This window comes from Amycolatopsis sp. NPDC058340, from assembly GCF_042723975.1.
Taxonomy (GTDB): domain Bacteria; phylum Actinomycetota; class Actinomycetes; order Mycobacteriales; family Pseudonocardiaceae; genus Amycolatopsis.
In genome coordinates, this window is record NZ_JBHXIB010000002.1 from 149,277 (window position 1) to 167,283 (window position 18,007).

At 68.9% G+C, this 18,007-nt stretch carries 13 protein-coding genes; 7 read left to right on the forward strand and 6 right to left on the reverse strand.

The features are described 5' to 3' along the window. The first annotated feature begins 26 nt into the window (after positions 1-26). Positions 27-1,043: an iron-siderophore ABC transporter substrate-binding protein gene (locus tag ACFWIW_RS04125; RefSeq protein ID WP_378367040.1), complete on the forward strand. Its 1,017-nt coding sequence runs from the start codon at positions 27-29 to the stop codon at positions 1,041-1,043. Positions 1,044-1,263: 220 nt separating this feature from the next. After that, entirely contained in the window at positions 1,264-2,196 is a 933-nt protein-coding gene (locus tag ACFWIW_RS04130) for an acyl-ACP desaturase (RefSeq protein ID WP_378367041.1), read from the forward strand. 223 nt (positions 2,197-2,419) lie between these two features. Here ACFWIW_RS04130 and ACFWIW_RS04135 read toward each other — a convergent pair whose 3' ends face one another. Further along, on the reverse strand, positions 2,420-4,072 hold the full coding sequence (locus tag ACFWIW_RS04135) for a DEAD/DEAH box helicase (RefSeq protein ID WP_378367042.1): 1,653 nt from the start codon (positions 4,070-4,072) through the stop codon (positions 2,420-2,422). 276 nt (positions 4,073-4,348) lie between these two features. Between ACFWIW_RS04135 and ACFWIW_RS04140 the strand changes: the two genes are divergently transcribed. Both ACFWIW_RS04140 and ACFWIW_RS04145 read left to right on the forward strand, forming a co-directional pair. Continuing rightward, on the forward strand, positions 4,349-5,686 hold the full coding sequence (locus ACFWIW_RS04140) for a serine hydrolase domain-containing protein (protein ID WP_378367043.1): 1,338 nt from the start codon (positions 4,349-4,351) through the stop codon (positions 5,684-5,686). Between the two features lie 25 nt (positions 5,687-5,711). Continuing rightward, positions 5,712-7,442, forward strand: a complete 1,731-nt coding sequence (locus ACFWIW_RS04145; RefSeq protein WP_378367044.1) for an acyl-CoA dehydrogenase — start codon at positions 5,712-5,714, stop codon at positions 7,440-7,442. Positions 7,443-7,508: 66 nt separating this feature from the next. Here the strand turns inward: ACFWIW_RS04145 and ACFWIW_RS04150 are convergent, their stop codons facing one another. Then, positions 7,509-9,881, reverse strand: coding sequence for a Tex family protein (locus tag ACFWIW_RS04150; protein WP_378367045.1), 2,373 nt, complete (start codon positions 9,879-9,881; stop codon positions 7,509-7,511). A 162-nt stretch (positions 9,882-10,043) separates the two neighbouring features. Between ACFWIW_RS04150 and ACFWIW_RS04155 the strand changes: the two genes are divergently transcribed. Further along, positions 10,044-11,537, forward strand: coding sequence for a chitinase (locus ACFWIW_RS04155; protein WP_378367046.1), 1,494 nt, complete (start codon positions 10,044-10,046; stop codon positions 11,535-11,537). 49 nt (positions 11,538-11,586) lie between these two features. Here the strand turns inward: ACFWIW_RS04155 and ACFWIW_RS04160 are convergent, their stop codons facing one another. From ACFWIW_RS04160 to ACFWIW_RS04170, 3 genes are read right to left on the reverse strand one after another with little or no spacing between them, the layout of a single operon-like run. Then, the gene (locus tag ACFWIW_RS04160) at positions 11,587-13,251 is read right to left on the reverse strand and encodes a GMC oxidoreductase (RefSeq protein ID WP_378367047.1); all 1,665 of its coding nucleotides are present in this window, start codon (positions 13,249-13,251) and stop codon (positions 11,587-11,589) included. Beyond that, entirely contained in the window at positions 13,248-14,705 is a 1,458-nt protein-coding gene (locus ACFWIW_RS04165; protein WP_378367048.1) for a flavin-containing monooxygenase, read from the reverse strand. The genes ACFWIW_RS04160 and ACFWIW_RS04165 overlap by 4 nt, the downstream gene beginning before the upstream one ends. A 53-nt stretch (positions 14,706-14,758) precedes the next feature. Further along, positions 14,759-15,874 (reverse strand): winged helix DNA-binding domain-containing protein, encoded by a 1,116-nt coding sequence (locus ACFWIW_RS04170; protein ID WP_378367049.1) that lies wholly within the window; start codon positions 15,872-15,874, stop codon positions 14,759-14,761. 80 nt (positions 15,875-15,954) lie between these two features. Between ACFWIW_RS04170 and ACFWIW_RS04175 the strand changes: the two genes are divergently transcribed. Beyond that, a complete protein-coding gene (locus tag ACFWIW_RS04175) occupies positions 15,955-16,983 on the forward strand; it encodes an AraC family transcriptional regulator (protein ID WP_378367050.1) in 1,029 nt (342 codons plus the stop codon). Here ACFWIW_RS04175 and ACFWIW_RS04180 read toward each other — a convergent pair. Next, on the reverse strand, positions 16,910-17,575 hold the full coding sequence (locus ACFWIW_RS04180; RefSeq protein WP_378367051.1) for a TetR/AcrR family transcriptional regulator: 666 nt from the start codon (positions 17,573-17,575) through the stop codon (positions 16,910-16,912). The genes ACFWIW_RS04175 and ACFWIW_RS04180 overlap by 74 nt on opposite strands. A gap of 125 nt (positions 17,576-17,700) precedes the next feature. Here ACFWIW_RS04180 and ACFWIW_RS04185 point away from each other — a divergent pair, with 125 nt between their 5' ends. Further along, complete coding sequence (locus tag ACFWIW_RS04185; protein ID WP_378367052.1) at positions 17,701-17,979, forward strand: hypothetical protein; 279 nt, start codon at positions 17,701-17,703, stop codon at positions 17,977-17,979. Positions 17,980-18,007: the final 28 nt, after the last annotated feature.

Genomic DNA, 18,007 nt, shown 5'->3' on the forward strand with positions numbered 1-18,007 from the left:
ACTTTGGGCAGGCTAGCCTTACCCGCATGTCTGTTCCTGGGGTGCGGGTCAAGGCGTTCCTGACCGCGCTGATGATGTCGTTGCTGGTGGCGGGTTGCGGTTCTTCGCGATCGGCCGACGAAACCCTGGTGCCGCCGGAGGCTCGCGGCACCTTCCCGGTGACCGTCGAGCACAAGTACGGGTCGACGACGGTCGAGAAGCAGCCGTCGCGGATCGTCACGCTCGGCCTGTCCGACCACGACGCCGTGCTGGCGCTCGGGATCCGGCCGGTCGGCGCCGTCGACTGGTTCAAGGAGCGGCCCTACGGCAAGTGGCCGTGGACCCAGGCGCGCTGGGGGGACAAGGCGCCGGAGATCGTCGGCGAGCGCGACGACTTCAACTTCGAGAAGATCGCCGCGCTGAAGCCGGATCTGATCCTCGCCCAGTACAGCGGGATGAAGAAGGAGCAGTACGACAAGCTCACGCAGCTCGCGCCGGTCGTCGCGCAGCCGCCGAAGTACGCGGACTACGCGGCGCCGTGGCAGGAGACGACCCGGATGGTCGGCCGCGCGCTGGGGCTTCCGCGCAAGGCCGACGAACTGATCGCCGGGATCGACAGCCGCTTCGCGCAGGCGCGGGCGGAACACCCCGAATTCGCGAAGCTGACGATGGTCGTCGCCGACACCTTCGAGGCGGGCAAGTTCTCCGCGTTCACCACGACCGACCCGAAGATGATCTTCATGACCGAGCTGGGCTTCCGGCCGTTCGAGCCGGTCAAGGCGCTGAGTAAACCGGAGAACAACGTCGTCGAGGTCACGTCGGAGCGATTCGACCTGTTCGACGCCGACCGCCTGGTGTGGCTGAACTCCGACGTCGGCGCCGAGACCCGGGTGCGGGCCGATCCGGTGTATCGGAAGCTGAAGGTGTCGGCGGAGAAGCGGGATCTGTTCATCACCTACGAGAATCCGCCGGTGGGCGCCGCGATCTCGTTCAACACCGTGCTGAGCATCCCGTACGCGATCGAGCAGCTGGTGCCGAAGCTGGCGGCCGTCCCCGGCTCCTGAGCGTCCCGCCCGGGATCGGGACCGCGTGCGCCGCCGGCTCGCAGGTTGCGAAAGCCACTTTCGCAACCTTCAGCGTTGCGAAAGTGGCTTTCGCAACGTTCGGCGGCGGCTCCCCGCGCGTAGTGCCCCACGCGTTCATCTTCCGCGGGTGGCAAACCTACGACACCGTAAGTTACGGTGTCGTAGGTAGCGTTTTCCGTACCCTGGAAGGACGAAACGCATGGCGGTCCCCGAAACCACCCGGCTGATGCTCGAGCTCGAGGGGACGGTCGAGGAGAACCTCAACCGGCATCTCTCGGTCGCCAAGGAATGGATGCCGCACGAGTACGTGCCGTGGGACGAGGGCCGGAACTTCGCCGACCTCGGCGGCGAGGCGTGGGATCCCGAGCAGTCGCGGGTGTCGCCGATCGCGCGGACGTCCCTGGAGGTCAACCTCCTCACCGAGGACAACCTGCCGAGCTACCACCGCGAGATCGAGCGCGCCTTCGGCCGCGACGGCGCGTGGGGCACCTGGGTGCACCGCTGGACCGCCGAAGAGGGCCGCCACGGTATCTGCATCCGCGACTATCTGCTGGTGACGCGCGCGGTCGATCCGGTCGAGCTGGAGCGTATGCGGATGCAGACCATGGAGGCCGGGTACGACAGTGGCGACAAGGCGCTGCTGAACGTCTTCGCGTACGTGTCGTTCCAGGAGCTGGCGACGCGGATCTCGCATCGCAACACCGGGAAGTACACGCAGGACCCGTTGTGCGAGAAGCTGCTCGCGCGGGTCGCGATGGACGAGAACCTGCACATGCTCTTCTACCGGAACCTGGTGCAGGCGTCGCTGGAGCTTTCACCCGACGCGATGATGCGCGCCATCACCGACGAGGTCGTCCAGTTCCAGATGCCGGGCGCGGTGATCCCGAGCTTCGTGCGGAAGGCCGCGCTGATCGCGAAGGCGGGCATCTACGACCTGCGGATCCACCACGACGAGGTGATCTGGCCGTTGCTGCGGCAGTGGAAGATCTTCGAGCTCGAAGGGCTCGGCGAGGTGGGGGAGAAGGCGCGGGACGAACTCGACCAGTTCCTGAAGGCCCTCGACACCCAGGCTTCGCGCTTCGAAGAGCGTCGCGCGGCCGCCGAAGCCCGTGCCGCCGCCCGCCACCCGTGATCAGGGACGTGACTCGCGTGATCAGGGACGTGACTCGCGTGCTTGGAGGCGTAACTCCGTGATCCGGCTCCAAGCACGCGAGTTACGCCTTCAGGCACGCGAGTTACGGCTTCAAGCACGCGTGATCCGGCGGACGACACGTGTGATCGGATGGACGACACGCGTGATCCGGCGGACGACGCGTGTGTGTCGTCCGCCGGGACTCGCGTGAAGGGGCCGGGAGCTAGCGCGAGCGGCGCGAGCCGGCGCGCGTTCCCGAGGAGAACGCGGCGGCACCGCCACGGCGGGCCGGGGCACCACCGGACTGGTTCCGCGAGGTCTGGGCCCGGCCTGATTGGGACTTGGCGGCGCCGGAGCCGCGGCGCGGCTGCGACTCGGCGGCGGCGCGACGGCCTTGGCCGCCCTTGGGCGCGCCTTCGCGACGTCCGGTGGACTCGGCCGCGCGACGGCCCTGGCCGGCCGAAGCGCCGCGACGGTCACCTTCGGAGCGGGGCTGACGCGAACGGCCGTCCGAGGAGCCACCGCGACGTCCGCCGCCGGAAGCGCCCCGGCCACCGGCCGAGGGACCACGGCCACGGCCACCACGGGCACCCCGGCCACCGCGGGCCGGACGGTCTTCGTCCTCACCCCTGGCCGGGATGGCCTCACCGGACGCGGTGACCTTCTTCGGCCGCGTGTCCACGATCGGCCGCCGCGGCGACGCGGTGAACGAACGCTCACCCGGCGCCAGCTCCGACAGCAGCGGGTGGCCGGGGCCGAGCTGCGTCGTGGTCGGCTTGATACCCGCCTTGCGGGTGAGGTCGCGGACGTCGCCGACCTGCGCGTCGGTCATCAGCGTGACGACGGTGCCGGACGCCCCGGCCCGCGCCGTCCGGCCGGACCGGTGCAGGTACGCCTTGTGTTCGACCGGCGGGTCGGCGTGGATGACCAGCGTGACGTCGTCGACGTGGATACCGCGCGCGGCGATGTCGGTCGCGACCAGCGTCTTCGCCGCGCCGGACGCGAACGCCTCCAGGTTGCGGGTCCGCGCCGTCTGGCCGAGGTTGCCGTGCAGTTCGACCGCCGGCACGCCGGAGGCCATGAGCTTGCGCGTCAGCTGCTTGGCGCGGTGCTTCGTCCGGGTGAACACCAGCGTGCGGCCCGGGGCGGCGGTGAGGTCGATCAGCACCGGCAGCCGGTGGGTCTCCTCCAGGTGCAGCACGTGGTGCTTCATGGTCGAGACCGGCGACTGGGCCGAGTCGACGCTGTGCGTCACCGGGTCGTGCATGAACCGCTTGACCAGCACGTCGACGCCCGCGTCGAGGGTCGCGGAGAACAGCAGCCGCTGCCCGCGCTCCGGGGTCTCGGCCATGATGCGCCGCACGTCGGGCAGGAAGCCGAGGTCGGCCATGTGGTCGGCCTCGTCCAGGACGGTGATCTCGACGTGGTCGAGTTTCGCCTCGCCCGAGCGCATGTGGTCGGCGAGGCGACCGGGGCAGGCGACGACGATGTCGACGCCGTCACGCAGGCGGGTGATCTGCGGGTTGGGGCTGACCCCGCCGAAGATCGTGGTGACCTTGAGGCCGAGCGGTTTGGCCAGCGGCAGGAACGACGCCTCGATCTGGGTCGCCAGCTCGCGGGTCGGCGCCAGGACCAGCGCGCGCGGGCGGCCGGGGCGGCGCCGCGTCGGGCCCTCGGCTAGCCGGGCGAGGACGGGCAGCACGAAGCCGTACGTCTTGCCGGAGCCGGTGCGGCCGCGGCCGAGGACGTCCCGGCCCGCCAGCGAATGCGGCAGCGTGGCGGCCTGGATCGGGAACGGGCTGGTGACGCCCTGTCCGGCGAGTGCGTCGACGATCGTCTTGGGCAGGCCGAGTTCGGTGAAAGTAGGTGTGCTCATAAGCGTGTGGGCGCACGGGCGCCCTGGTATCTCCGTAAGAGTAGAAACGGTTGTCCTGCCCGGCGCAGACCTCGGGGGGCCGCGGCGCGTGGTCTTCGACAACGAAACGCGGCCCGAGGCAGAACTGAGCGGACCGCGTCGTCCAGTGTACTGGGTCGTGATCTCCAGGGCTACGTGATATCGCCCGCACCGGTCCGGCGATGTTCGTCGGTTCGTACGAGCCGGACCCGGTCTCGCGGTGGAACGCTGGCACGACCGGATCGAAAGGGGACACGGGTGTCGAACGTTCAGGAACTGCAAGGGGTGCTCGACGAGGAGGCGCGTCGCGCGAGCGTCCCCGGAGCCGTGGTGGGGGTGACGCACCGGGGCGAGGAGTCGGTGTTCGCCACCGGGGTGTCCAGTGTGGACACCGGGCTCCCGGTCGATCCCGGCACGTTGTTCATGATCGGCTCCACCAGCAAGACCTTCGCCGCGGCCGCGGTCATGGCGCTGGTCGAGGACGGGACGCTGGACCTGGACAGGCCGGTCGTCGAGCACCTTCCCGATCTCCCGCTGGCGGATCCGGTGGCGCGGAAGACGGTGACCCTGCGCCATCTGCTCACGCATTCGGCCGGGTTCCTCGGCGACGTGGACTTCACCACCGGGTGGGGTGACGACGCGCTGGCCCTCGCGGTCGCGAAGTTCGGCGACCTCCCGCAGAATTTCGCGCCCGGTGAGGTGTTCTCCTACTGCAACGCCGGGTTCCAGCTGGCCGGACGGGTCGTCGAGGTGGCGGCGGGCGAGCCCTTCGAGGACGTCGTGCGCGCCCGGCTGCTCGAACCGCTCGGCATGACCGAGTCGTATTACCTGCCGTGGGAGGTGCTCACGCGGCGTCACGCCGTCGGTCACGTCCTGCGCGACGGCGGACCGGCCGTCGAGCACACCGTGGGCCTGACCCGGGCCGACAGCGCGAGCGGGGGCCTGTGGTCCACGGCGGGCGACCAGCTGAAGTGGGCGCGGTTCTTCCTGACCGGCGAGGCCGAGGGGAAGGCGCCGCTCAGCGAGGCCACCCGCGACCTCATGCGGGCGCCGCAGCGCAAGGCCGCACTGCGGTTCGAGGAGGTCGGGCTGAGCTGGCTGCACACGACTCACGGCGAGGCCAGGCTGGTCCGGCACGGTGGCAACGTGAGCAACCTGCAGCTGTCGGATTTCGTGACCTTGCCCGAGCACGATTTCGCCGTCACGGTGCTGACCAACAGCGCGGGCGGGTCCGCGCTGGGCGCCAAGATCGTCGATTGGTGCCTGGAGCACGTGGTCGGGCTGCCGCCGCTCGCGACCCCGCCGCCCGTGGCCCAGCCGGAGATCGCCGAGTACCTGGGCCGCTACCAGACCGGCGACCTGGCGTTCGTGGTCAGCGAGCGGGACGGCGCCCTCTGGGCCCAGCTGGTCGCCGAGATCGAGGACTTCCCGTCGCCGCCGCCGTTCGAAGCCGTTTTCGTCGGCGGGGACGCGATCGCCCCGGCCGCGGACACCCGCAAGCCCACCGCGCGGTTCCTGCGCGACGAGCGTGGACGGGTGACTTCGGTCGAGTTCGGTGGCCGGACGGCGAAGCGAGGCGCTACGGTTACCGGGTAGTAACTTCGGCTGACCAGGAGTGACCATGAGCGAAAAGGCGACCGCGTTGTTGCTGAACCCGGGTGGGTACGACCCACAGCAGTTCGACCCGGAGACGCGTCGCCTGTTGCGTGCCACCATCGAGTGGTTCGAACAGCGTGGCAAGCGCAAGCTCGTCGAGGACTACCACGACCGGACCTTCTACGCGGACTTCATCGAGTTCGCGGGCAAGGAAGGCCTGTTCTCCACGTTCCTCACTCCCGGCGCGAACGCCGAGGGGAACCCCGACAAGCGCTGGGACACCGCGCGGGTCGCGGCCCTGTCGGAAATCCTCGGCTTCTATGGCTTGAACTACTGGTACCCGTGGCAGGTCACCATCCTCGGCCTCGGCCCGGTGTGGCAGAGCGCGAACGAGGCCGCCCGCAAACGCGCGGCGGACTCGCTCGCGGCCGGTGGCGTCGCCGCGTTCGGACTGTCCGAAAAGGACCACGGCGCCGACATCTACTCGTCGGACCTCGTGCTCACCCCGGACGGCGCGGGCGGCTACCGCGCGAACGGGTCGAAGTACTACATCGGCAACGGGAACTGCGCGCGGACCGTGTCGGTGTTCGGCCGTATCGACGGTGTCGAGGGCCCGGACCAGTACGTGTTCTTCTACGCGGACTCGGAACACCCGAACTACCGTGTGGTGAAGAACGTCGTGCCGTCGCAGATGTACGTCGCCGAGTTCGAGCTGAACGACTACCCGGTGTCCGAAGAGGACATTCTGCACGTGGGCGCCGAAGCCTTCTCCGCGGCGCTGAACACGGTCAACATCGGCAAGTTCAACCTGTGCTTCGGCGGCATCGGGATGTCGACGCACTCGCTGTACGAAGCGATCACGCACGCGCACAACCGGGTGCTCTACGGCAAGAAGGTCACCGATTTCCCGCACGTGCGCCGGGAATTCGTCGAGGCGTACGCGCGGCTCGTCGCGATGAAGCTGTTCTCCGACCGCGCCGTGGACTACTTCCGCAGCGCGAACGCGGACGACCGCCGGTACCTGCTGTTCAACCCGATCACCAAGATGAAGGTGACCACCGAGGCGCAGAAGGTCATCGGCCTGGTCGCGGATGTGGTGGCGGCCAAGGGTTTCGAGGCCGACACCTATCTCGCGATGTCCAAGAACGACATCGACGGCCTGCCGAAGCTCGAAGGCACGGTGGCGGTGAACCTCGCGCTGATCGCGAAGTTCGTGCCCGCGTACCTGTTCGCGCCGCAGGCCTACGAGCCGGTGCCGACCCGCTCCGACGCGGCCGACGACGAGTTCCTGTTCCGCCAGGGCCCCGCGCGCGGGCTGTCCAAGGTGCGGTTCCACGACTGGCGCGAGGCGTACGCCAAGGCGTCCGCGATCCCGAACGTCGCGCGGTTCACCGAGCAGGCCGAGGCGCTGGTGAAGCTGTTCACCGACGCGGCCCCGGACGAGGCGCAGCAGCAGGACCTCGACTTCGGGCTCGCGCTGACCGAGCTGTTCACGCTGGTCGTCTACGGGCAGCTGGTGCTGGAGCAGGCGGAGATCACGGGAATCGAGACCGAGGTCGTCGACCAGATCTTCGCCGTGCTGGTGCAGGACTTCAGCGTCGCCGCGATCGACCTGCACGGGAAGTCTTCCTCGACCGACGCGCAGCAGGCGCTGGCGCTGGCCTCGATCCGGAAGCCGGTCGTGGACGCGGACCGGTTCGACCACGTGTGGTCCCTCGTCCGCGATCTCTCCGGTACCTACGCGATGAATCCGTAAAGATCCGTGAGGGCCTCCTTCACTACCTTGAGGGTAGGGAAGGAGGCCCTCACGGACTTCTGAGACCTACTTGCCGAAACCGGCCTTCCGGAGCGCGTCCGCCATGGCGCCGCCGCCACCGAAGTTCCCGCCGCGGTCCCGGCCGCCACCACGGCCGCCCTGGCCACCACGCTGACCGCCGCCCTGACGCTGGCCGCCCTGGCCGCGGTCACGACCGCCGCCGCCCTGTTCGCGAGCGGGTTTGCCGGGCTCGTCGTCGAGGCGCAGGGTCAGCGAGATCCGCTTGCGCGGCACGTCGACCTCCAGCACCTTCACCTTGACGATGTCACCCGGCTTCACGACCTCACGCGGGTCCTTGACGAAGTTCTTCGACAGCGCCGACACGTGCGCGAGCCCGTCCTGGTGCACGCCGACGTCGATGAACGCGCCGAACGCGGCCACGTTCGTCACGACGCCTTCCAGGCGCATACCCGGCTTGAGGTCGCCGATCTTCTCGACGCCGTCGGCGAAGGTCGCGGTCTTGAACGCCGGACGCGGGTCGCGGCCCGGCTTCTCCAGCTCGGCCAAGATGTCGGTCACCGTCGGGAGACCGAAGGTGTCGTCGACGAACTCCGTGGGCTTCAGCGCCTGCAGCGTCCGCGAGTTGCCGATCAGCGAACGGATGTCGGTGCCGGTCGACGAAAGGATCCGCCGCACCACCGGGTACGCCTCGGGGTGCACCGAGGACGAGTCGAGCGGGTCGTCGCCGTCCGGGATCCGGAGGAAGCCCGCGCACTGCTCGAAGGCCTTGGGGCCCAGCCGCGCGACCTCCTTGAGGCCGCTGCGGGTCTTGAACGGCCCGTTCTCGTCGCGGTGCGCGACGATGTTCTCCGCCAGCGTCGTCGTGATACCCGAAACGCGGGTCAGCAGCGGCGCCGACGCGGTGTTGACGTCCACGCCGACGGCGTTCACGCAGTCTTCGACCACCGCGTCGAGCGAACGCGACAGCGAGATCTCCGACAGGTCGTGCTGGTACTGCCCGACGCCGATCGACTTCGGGTCGATCTTCACCAGTTCCGCCAGCGGGTCCTGCAGCCGCCGCGCGATCGAGACCGCGCCGCGCAGCGAGACGTCCATGCCCGGCAGTTCCTGCGAAGCGAACGCCGACGCGGAGTAGACCGACGCGCCCGCCTCTGAGACGACGGCCTTCGTCAGCTTCAGTTCCGGGTGCTTCTTGATCAGCTCGCCGGCGAGCTTGTCGGTCTCGCGGGACGCGGTGCCGTTGCCGATCGAGATCAGGTCCACCTTGTGCCGGGCGCAGAGCGCGGCCAGTTCGGCGATGGACTGGTCCCATTTGTTCGCCGGCTGATGCGGGTAGATCACGTGCGTGTCGACGACCTTGCCGGTCGCGTCGACCACGGCGACCTTGACACCGGTGCGGAAGCCCGGGTCGAGGCCCATCGTGGCGCGGGTGCCCGCCGGGGCGGCGAGCAGCAGGTCGCGCAGGTTCGCGGCGAACACGCGGACGGCGTCGTCCTCGGCCGACTGACGCAGCCGCATCCGCAGGTCGATCCCCAGGTGCAGCAGGATCTTCGTGCGCCACGCCCAGCGGACGGTGTCGCCGAGCCACTTGTCGGCCGGACGGCCTTCGTTGGCGATGCCGAACTTGTGCGCGATGCGGTTCTCGTACTCGGTCGGCCCGGTCTTCGGCTCCTCCGAAGGCTCTTCCGACTCCATCGACAGGTCGAGGATCTCTTCCTTCTCACCGCGGAACATCGCGAGGATCCGGTGCGACGGAAGCTTCGTGTAGGGCTCGGAGAACTCGAAGTAGTCGGAGAACTTCGCGCCCTCTTCGGCCTTGCCGTCGCGGACCTTCGAGGCCAGGCGGCCTTCCGCCCACATCTTCTCGCGCAGCTCGCCGATCAGGTCGGCGTCTTCGGCGAAGCGCTCGACGAGGATCGCGCGGGCACCGTCCAAGGCGGCCTGTGCGTCCGCGACACCCTTGTCGGCGTCGACGAACACCGCGGCGGCTGCCTGCGGATCGGTGTTCGGGTCACTCAGCAGCCCGTCGGCGAGCGGCTCCAGACCGGCCTCGCGGGCGATCATCGCCTTCGTCCGCCGCTTGGGCTTGTACGGCAGGTAGATGTCTTCGAGCCGGGACTTGGTGTCGGCCGCCATGATCGACGCTTCGAGCGCCTCGTCCAGCTTCCCCTGACCGCGGATCGACTCCAGCACCGCGACCTTGCGCTCGCCGAGTTCCCGCAGGTAGCGGAGGCGTTCTTCGAGGGTGCGGAGCTGGGTGTCGTCCAGCATCCCGGTGACCTCTTTGCGGTACCGGGCGATGAACGGCACGGTCGATCCGCCGTCCAGCAGGTCGACGGCCGCCTTGACCTGCCCTTCGCGCACGCCGAGTTCTTCGGCGATCTTCTGCTCGACTGTCTGCAGGCCCTGCACGCTCACTCCCACGCTCCTGAAATCCGCCCTCGGGTGCTCTCGGACCCTGCATTCTGCCGCTCGCACCGAGCCGACTTTCGTATGGCCTCCCCTAACCGAACCCTTGACAGTTGTATTGGTCTGTACCATTTTGATGTGGCCGACATCACTCGTTCGTGGAGGCCAGTCGTGAAAGTGAAGCCCAAACACGCGTTCCTCGCCCTGCTGTCGTCACTGGCCGTGTGCCTGGGGGTGACTTTCGCGGTCTCGGGCAACGCCTCGGCCGCCAACATCCTCACCAACCCGGGCTTCGAACTCGGGACCACCAGCGGCTGGACCTGCACCGGAGCGAACGCGGTGGTCACCACTCCGGTCCACTCCGGCAGCCGTGCGCTCAGCGCCACCCCGGCCGGGCAGGACAACGCCCGCTGCTCGCAGAGCGTGCCGGTGAAGGCCAACACCGCGTACACGCTTTCGGCGTGGGTGCAGGGCAGCTACACCTACCTCGGTGTCACCGGCACCGGGACGGGTGACAAGAACACCTGGACCCCGGGCGGCGGCAGCTGGTCGCAGCTCTCGCTGAGCTTCACCACCGGCGCGTCCACCACGAGCGTCGAGATCTACCTGCACGGCTGGTACGGCCAGCCGGCGTACTTCGCCGACGATGTGAACCTCGACGGCCCCGGCGGCTCGCCGACCACGACGCCGACGACCCCCACCACGCCGACGACCACCACGACCCCCACCACCAGCAACCCGCCGACCACCACGACGAGCACCCCGCCCACCGGGAACCTGCCCAAGCACGTCATCACCGGCTACTGGCAGAACTTCTACAACGGCGCGAAGGCGCTCAAGCTCGCTGACGTCCCGACGAAGTACAACATCATCGCGGTGTCCTTCGCCGACGCGACGGCCACGCCGGGTGCGGTCAGCTTCACCCTCGACTCCGGGTTGTCGAGCCAGCTCGGCGGCTACACCGACGCGCAGTTCAAGGCCGACATCAAGACGGCGCAGGCACGCGGGCAGAAGGTCATCCTGTCCGTCGGCGGTGAGAAGGGCACGATCCGCGTCGACTCTTCGGCCGCGGCGACGAACTTCTCCAACAGCATGAAGTCGCTCATCGCGACCTACGGTTTCGACGGCGTCGACATCGACCTCGAGAACGGCGTCAACGCGACGTACATGGCGCAGGCGCTGCGCAGCATCCACGCGGCGGGCGGCTCGATCATCACCATGGCGCCGCAGACGATCGACATGCAGAGCCCGGCGGCGGAGTACTTCAAGCTGGCGCTGAACGTCAAGGACATCCTGACCATCGTCAACATGCAGTACTACAACAGCGGCACGATGCTCGGCTGCGACCAGAAGGTCTACTCGCAGGGCACGGTCGACTTCCTCACCGCGCTGGCCTGCATCCAGCTGCAGAGCGGGCTGCGGGCCGATCAGGTCGGTCTCGGCCTGCCCGCGTCGGGCTCGGCGGCAGGCGGCGGCTACCAGGCGCCCGGCAACACGGTCAACGCGCTGAACTGCCTGGCGAAGGGCACGAACTGCGGCTCATTCAAGCCTTCGACGACGTACCCGACGATCCGGGGCGCGATGACCTGGTCGATCAACTGGGACGCTTCGCAGGGCTACGCGTGGTCGAACACGGTGAGCGCGGGCCTGGCCGGCCTCCCGTGATCTCTCGGGCCTCGTGAGTGGCAAGGACGGTTCTAACCGTCCTTGCCACTCACGAGGTGAGGGGGAGGCGCAGGGCGGCCGGGGCCTCCGGAGGGACGACGGGCTTCACCGGGGCGACGGGGGAAAGGCGCCGGTAGGCGGAGCCGAGCGGCGGCCGCGGGTCCTCCTCGCCCTTGTTGGGCCACAACGACATCGCGCGTTCCGCCTGCGCGGTGATGGTCAGCGACGGGTTCACGCCGAGGTTCGCCGAGATCGCCGAGCCGTCGGCGATGTGCAGCCCCGGACACCCGTGCACCCGCTGGTACGGGTCGACTACGCCGGTCTCGGCGCTGTCACCGATCGCGCAGCCGCCGATGAAATGGCCGGTGACCGGGATGTTCGCCAGATCCGTCCACGCGCCCTGCGCCAGCCCGCCGATCTTGTCCGCCACCCGCCGGGTGACCTCGTGCCCGGCCGGGATCCACTCGGGGTTCGGGTCGCCGATGCCCTGTTTCGTGGTCATCCGGCGGCCGAAGAGCCCGCGTTTCGTATACGTGGTCACGGAATTGTTCAGCGTCTGCATCACAAGCAGCCCGACCATCCGTTCCGACCAGCGCCGCGGATTGTGCAGCCGCACCAGGTTCCGCCGGTGCCGCCACAGTTCGCGGACGCCCAGCGCCCATCGGTGTTTGCCCGGCTCGGCGTCGACGAGCACGGTCGCGAGCAACCCCATGGCGTTGCTGCCCTTGCCGTAGCGCACCGGCTCGACATGCGTGACGGCGTCAGGATGGATCGACGACGTGATCGCGACGCCGCGGGTGAAGTCCGTGTCCTTCCGCAGCGAGCGCGCGGCGAGCACGGCCTCGGAGTTCGTCCTGGCGAGCAGGCCCAACCGCGGCGACAGCCCCGGCAGCGTTCCCGAGTCCTTCAAAGAGTGAAGAAGTCGTTGCGTGCCAAGGGAAGCGGCGGCGAACACGACCTGTTCGGCGGTGAAGGTCCGCTTGCCCTTGCGGGCCCACCGTCCTGTTCGGACGGTGTCGACCGCGTAGCCGCCGTCGATCGGCCGGACCGACACCGCGGTCGTCAGCGGATGGACCTCCGCGCCCGCCTTCTCCGCCAGGTACAGGTAGTTCTTGACGGTCGTGTTCTTCGCCCCGACCCGGCAGCCGGTCATGCATTCGCCGCAGTGCGTGCACGGCTTCCGCAACGGGCCTTCGCCGCCGAAGAACGGGTCGACGTCGCGCTCGCCGAAATGCACGCCGACCGGGGTCGGCCGGTAGGTGTCCGCGATGCCCATGTCCTCGGCGACTTCGCGCAGTACGCGGTCGGCCGGGGTGACCAGCGGGTTCTCCACCACGCCCAGCATTCGTTTCGCCTGGTCGTAATGCGGGGCGAGCTCGGCCTTCCAGTCGGTGATGTGCGCCCACTGCGGGTCCCGGTAGAAGGTGTCCGGGGGTTCGTAGAGCGTGTTCGCGTAGACGAGCGACCCGCCGCCGACGCCCGCGCCGCTCAGCACGAACGTGTTCTTCAGCAGGGTGAGCCGCTGGATGCCGTAGCAGCCCAGTTTCGGGGCCCACAGGTATTTCCGCAGCCGCCACGAGGTCTTCGCGAACTCGTCGTCGGCGAACCGGCGGCCGGTCTCCAGCACGCCGACGCGGTAGCCCTTCTCGGTGAGTCGCAACGCGGTCACGCTGCCGCCGAAACCGGAGCCGATCACCAGCACGTCGTAGTTCATCGCGGTCCCGCCGTCCGGTAGTCGCCGAGGTCGAGGGTCCTCGTCCGGCGGTCGTATTCGGTGACCAGACCGGGCCAGTTCGTGCTCACGCGGCCGTTCTCCTGGCGGTACCAGCTGGCGCAGGCCGTCCAGACGCTCTTGCCCAGCCGCCGCTGGATCTCCTCGTCGTACCGTTGCTCGACCTCCGGGACGACGTCCATATAGGACACTCCCGGTTTGGCGAGATGCTCGACGGCCTGGCGGATGTAGCGGGCCTGCCGTTCGATCATGTAGATGATGGAGCCCGCGCCGAGGTTCGTGTTGGGGCCGTAGACGCAGAACAGGTTCGGGAAACCCGGCACCGTCATGCCGAGGTACGCCCGCGCGCCGCCCTTCCACACGTCCGACAGCGCCTTTCCGCCGAGGCCCTCCACCTTCAGGTCGCCGAGGAAGTCGGTCGCCGCGAAACCGGTTCCGTAGACGATGACGTCGGCCTCGTGCTCGACACCGTCTTCGGTGCGCACGCCGGACGGCGTGATCGCGCTGATCCGCCGCGTCTCCACGGCGACGTTGTGCCGAGCCAACGCGGGCAGGTACTCGTTGGTGAACAGGATCCGTTTGCAGCCAAGCGGGTAGTCCGGGGTGAGCTTCGCGCGCAGCACCGGGTCCTTGATGTGACGGCGGCGCAGCTGGGCCGTCCGCAATTCGAAGACCTTGGCCAGCAAAGGATGTTTCGTCATCGCGTAGGTCGCGTACTCGGCGAGCAGGAAGATCCGGAGCCTGCCGAGCAGCTGCGTGGCGGGGAGATGCCGGAACAGCCGCTGCTGCCAGCGCCGGTAGCCGGTGTCCCGTTTCGCCATGATGTACGGCGCGGTGCGCTGGAACACCGTCAGCTCGCCCGCCTGGCGCTGGAGTTCGGGTACGAACTGGATCGCGCTAGCACCGGTGCCGATCACCGCCACCTTCTTGCCGCGCAGGTCGACGTCGTGATCCCAGCGCGCGGAGTGGAAACTTGCGCCCTCGAAGGTCTCCTGGCCGGGGATGTCCGGCTGGACCGGCCGCGAGAGCTGGCCGACGGCGGGCACGAAGACGTTCGCCTCGTACGTCTCGCCGCCCGCGGTCTCCACTCGCCAGAGCCCGCGTTCCTCGTCGAAGGCCGCGGACGTGACGCGGACGCCGAACCGGATATGCGGTTCGAGCCCGTAGCGGCGCACCACCCTTTTGAGGTACTCGTGGATATCCGGTTGCAGCGAGAACCGCTTCGGCCAGTCGGGATTGGGCTCGTAGGAGAACGAGTACAGCGGCGACGGGATGTCGCAGCCCGCGCCCGGATACGTGTTCTCCCGCCAGACGCCGCCGGGTTCGTCCGCGCTCTCCAGGATGGTGAAGTCGTCGAACCCGGCGCGTTTGAGCTCGATCGCCGTTCCGACCCCGCCGAAGCCCGTCCCTACGATCAGCACGCTCGTATCGCCCATGCCGATCGAAGTTACCCAGCGGTCACCCCTGGTGGAAGTACACGAGCGGCCACTCAATCGAGATTTTCGGCCACGATCTCCACCGAATGGCTTTCAGCCTGGGGGTGAGCCCAGGCCAGCAGCCGGTGCGCGGAGCTTTCCAGCGTGTCCAGATCGCGCTTCGGGACGCGTTCGAACGGCGTGATCACCACCGACGCCGCCTTCTTCACGGTCTTGATCTCCCAGAACCCCTTCACGAACCCACCGACCAGGATGGTGCCCTTGACCAGGCCGTTCTGGGTGATGACGACCTTGCGGTGCTCGTCGCTGATCACCCGGGTGCGGTCGGCGTAGGAGAGGACGGTCTGGTCGAACGGGCCCAGCAGCCGGGCGGGCGCGGGGGTGTCCGGATCGGGGCGAGGGGCTTCGGGCAGGTCGAAGAGTTCGCGGCCGTTCTCGTCACGGAACGTCCGCAGTTCCGGCCGCAGCCGCTCGGCGACGTCGCCGAGTTTCGTGATCCCGGCCCACGCCTGCGCGTCCTGCACACTGGCGGGCCCGAACGCGGCCAGATAGCGCCGGAACATCGCCTCCGCCGAGGGAGCGGTGTCCGGTTCGGCGCCCAGCCAGTCGCCGGTGGTCTGATACGTCGGCTGCCCCGACTTGCCCCAGACCCCGCGCGGCGGGATCTGCACCAGCGGCAGCAACGCCCGCGCGACGTGCACCAGCGACGACGGCGCGACGCCTTCCCAGTGCTTCGCCAGTTCCGCGCCGAGGCTCGCCGCCGAAAGTGGCCGCTCGCCCAGCAGCTTGCGGGCGGTGCGGGCGATCTCCTGGTGGTCGAGCCCCTTGATGTCGGGGCCGTGCTGGGTGTTGCCGAGCACCGAGCGGTCGTAGAGCGGCTGCACGATGGGGCGCCACGCGAGCGCGTCCGACGGCGTGACCAGGTGCACCGTGCCGCGCATGAGCGCGATCCGCACGACGCTCTTGTCGAGCAGGAGGTTCGCCAGGTCTTCCTGGCGGAAGCCGTGCAACCGGGTCCACAGCGCGAAGTACGGCGGGTTCGGCGCCTGTGCCTGCAACCCGGCCAGATGCTCGACCGCTTCGAGCGCGGTCATCTTCGAACGCCGGAGCAGCAGCTGCCGGTCCAGCATGGCGCGGTTCAGCGCGCGCCTGCTCAACGTGTCGGACATACCGCTCACCCTAAAGGGGATCAAGGACAGTTACGGTCCTCAATGGGCCGATCGTCGCCCGGGGATCCATAATCCCGGCCATGGAACTACCGCCGCCGGTGATCCGGGACTGGGACTACCCGCGCGGCACGGCGAGCATCGTGCTCATGGCCCGCTTCGCCGCCGAAAACGGCGTCGAAGGGCTGGAGTCCTACGAACACGCCCCCGTGGACGGCCAGGTCGACGCGCGTCAGGAACTCGCCGTGGTCCGGGCCCTGGTCCGCGGGCTCGGCGGCGAGGACGCCGTCGCGCTACGGCTGAGCAGGCGATACCGCGTCAGCGCGTTCGGCATCTTCGGCTTCGCGTGCATCAGCAGCCCGACGCTGGGGGACGCGATGCGGTTCGCCCTGCGCTATCTGGACCTGAGCTTCACCTTCTGCATCCCGCACGTGACCGTCGAGGCCGGACGGCTCGCGCTCGCCATGGACGACAGCCGCGTGCCCGGCGACGTCGCCCGGTTCCTGCTGCTGCGCGACCTCGGTGCCATCCACACCGTCATGCGCGACATCCTGCCGGACATCTCCTTGCGCTCCTTGGCCTTCCGGCACGGTCGTCCATCCACTGTGGACGAATACGTGCGGACCTTCGGGCTGGTTCCGTCATTCTCCGCTCCGTCGCAGCTCGCCACCCTGGATCCGCTCTTCCTCGACAAACCCCTGCCGCAGGCCAACGACCAGACCGTCGCGGTCTGCGCCGCGCAATGCGAGCTGCTGGTGTCGCGGAAACGGGAGCGGTCCGGGATCGCACAGCAGGTCCGGGAAAGACTGGTGCGGCTCGGCGGGGTCGACGCGGGCATGGAAGAGGTCGCGCGGCAGCTCGCGCTCAGCCCGCGGACCCTGCGGCGACGGCTGTTCGAGGCCGGGACCGGCTACCGGGCCCTGCTCGACGAGGTCCGCCAGGCGCTGGCGGAGGAGATGCTCGACACCGGCGCGCTCACCGTGGAGGACGTCGCGCTGCGGCTGGGCTACGCGGAGGCGTCGAGCTTCATCTACGCCTTCAAACGCTGGAAGGGGATGACGCCGGCGGCTTATGCCCGGCGGAACGCGTTGCGAGCACGGCCGGGTAGGTGACCCGCAGCAGGTGCAGGATCGACTCGGTGAGGAACACTCGCAGCTCCTCCCGGCCGAGCGTGCCGCGGATCAGCCATTCGCGTGACGCCGCGCGCAGCATCCCGCCGTACGAACGGATCATCGCGCGGAGTTCTTCGCGACCCTCGGTGACGTCGCTCATCAACGCGGCCGCGAGCACGCGATCGGCGGCGATCTCGTCACCCTCCAGCATGATCCGCTCGATCTCCGGGTCGCGGCCCACCGCCTCCGGGCCGATCGCGGTCAGCCACGCCTGCTCGTTGCGTTCGACGACCTCGATCCAGTGCCGGACGCTGATCGCGAGCCGCTCTTCGGCGGTCGTTTCCGGCAGGTTCTCGATGACCGGCGCCGGGACGATCATCATCTGCCGGACGACCTCGAGGTACAGCTCGCGTTTGCCGCCGAAGTAGTGGTTGATCAGCGGCCGGGCCACCCCGGCGGCCTTCGCGATGTCCGAGGTCGAAACCGAGGCGTACGTGCCCTCGCCGAAGAGCCGCCGGGCCGCGGTCAGGATCTCGGCGCGCCGGGCGGCCGGTTCGAGGCGGCGCCGCCGGGCTTCCGGATCGGTGCTCATGGGCCGAGCGTAACCGTTTCACGTGACCGCCTGCCGTTACTCATTCGGAACAACCCGCCGGTAACCCCTGGGGCCCGCCCGGCGACGTTCGGGGCGGGGGGACCGGACGTCATGGGTAGGGACGAATGGCCAGTGCTGAGCGCGATCCGGTTCGCCGCACCGGGCGGTGGGTCAGTGTGCGGCTGCAGCATCGTGACGTCCGGATCCAAGGTGACACCGGGGAGGAATCCGTCTCCTACGCGGGGATCGTGATCACGAGTTTCGAGAACGGCGCCGAGGTCTGCGAACGCTGGATCCCGCTCGGGGTGGATCCGTCGGAGGCCGACGACGAACAGCTCATCCAGCAGTTGCGCGACGCGCTGGTCTGGCAGGCGCGGCGGCCGCCCAAGGCCGCGGGGGAGTAGCCGTAACTCGCGTGATCAGAGCCGTAAC

Bases quoted from the DNA above. Each gene is read 5' to 3' on its own strand.
- ACFWIW_RS04145 (WP_378367044.1), top strand. From the start codon at position 5,712: ATGAGCGAAAAGGCGACCGCGTTGTTGCTGAACCCGGGTGGGTACGAC.
- ACFWIW_RS04125 (WP_378367040.1), top strand. From the start codon at position 27: ATGTCTGTTCCTGGGGTGCGGGTCAAGGCGTTCCTGACCGCGCTGATG.
- ACFWIW_RS04170 (WP_378367049.1), bottom strand. From the start codon at position 15,874: ATGTCCGACACGTTGAGCAGGCGCGCGCTGAACCGCGCCATGCTGGAC.
- ACFWIW_RS04180 (WP_378367051.1), bottom strand. From the start codon at position 17,575: ATGAGCACCGATCCGGAAGCCCGGCGGCGCCGCCTCGAACCGGCCGCC.
- ACFWIW_RS04130 (WP_378367041.1), top strand. From the start codon at position 1,264: ATGGCGGTCCCCGAAACCACCCGGCTGATGCTCGAGCTCGAGGGGACG.
- ACFWIW_RS04175 (WP_378367050.1), top strand. From the start codon at position 15,955: ATGGAACTACCGCCGCCGGTGATCCGGGACTGGGACTACCCGCGCGGC.
- ACFWIW_RS04185 (WP_378367052.1), top strand. From the start codon at position 17,701: ATGGCCAGTGCTGAGCGCGATCCGGTTCGCCGCACCGGGCGGTGGGTC.
- ACFWIW_RS04135 (WP_378367042.1), bottom strand. From the start codon at position 4,072: ATGAGCACACCTACTTTCACCGAACTCGGCCTGCCCAAGACGATCGTC.
- ACFWIW_RS04160 (WP_378367047.1), bottom strand. From the start codon at position 13,251: ATGAACTACGACGTGCTGGTGATCGGCTCCGGTTTCGGCGGCAGCGTG.
- ACFWIW_RS04165 (WP_378367048.1), bottom strand. From the start codon at position 14,705: ATGGGCGATACGAGCGTGCTGATCGTAGGGACGGGCTTCGGCGGGGTC.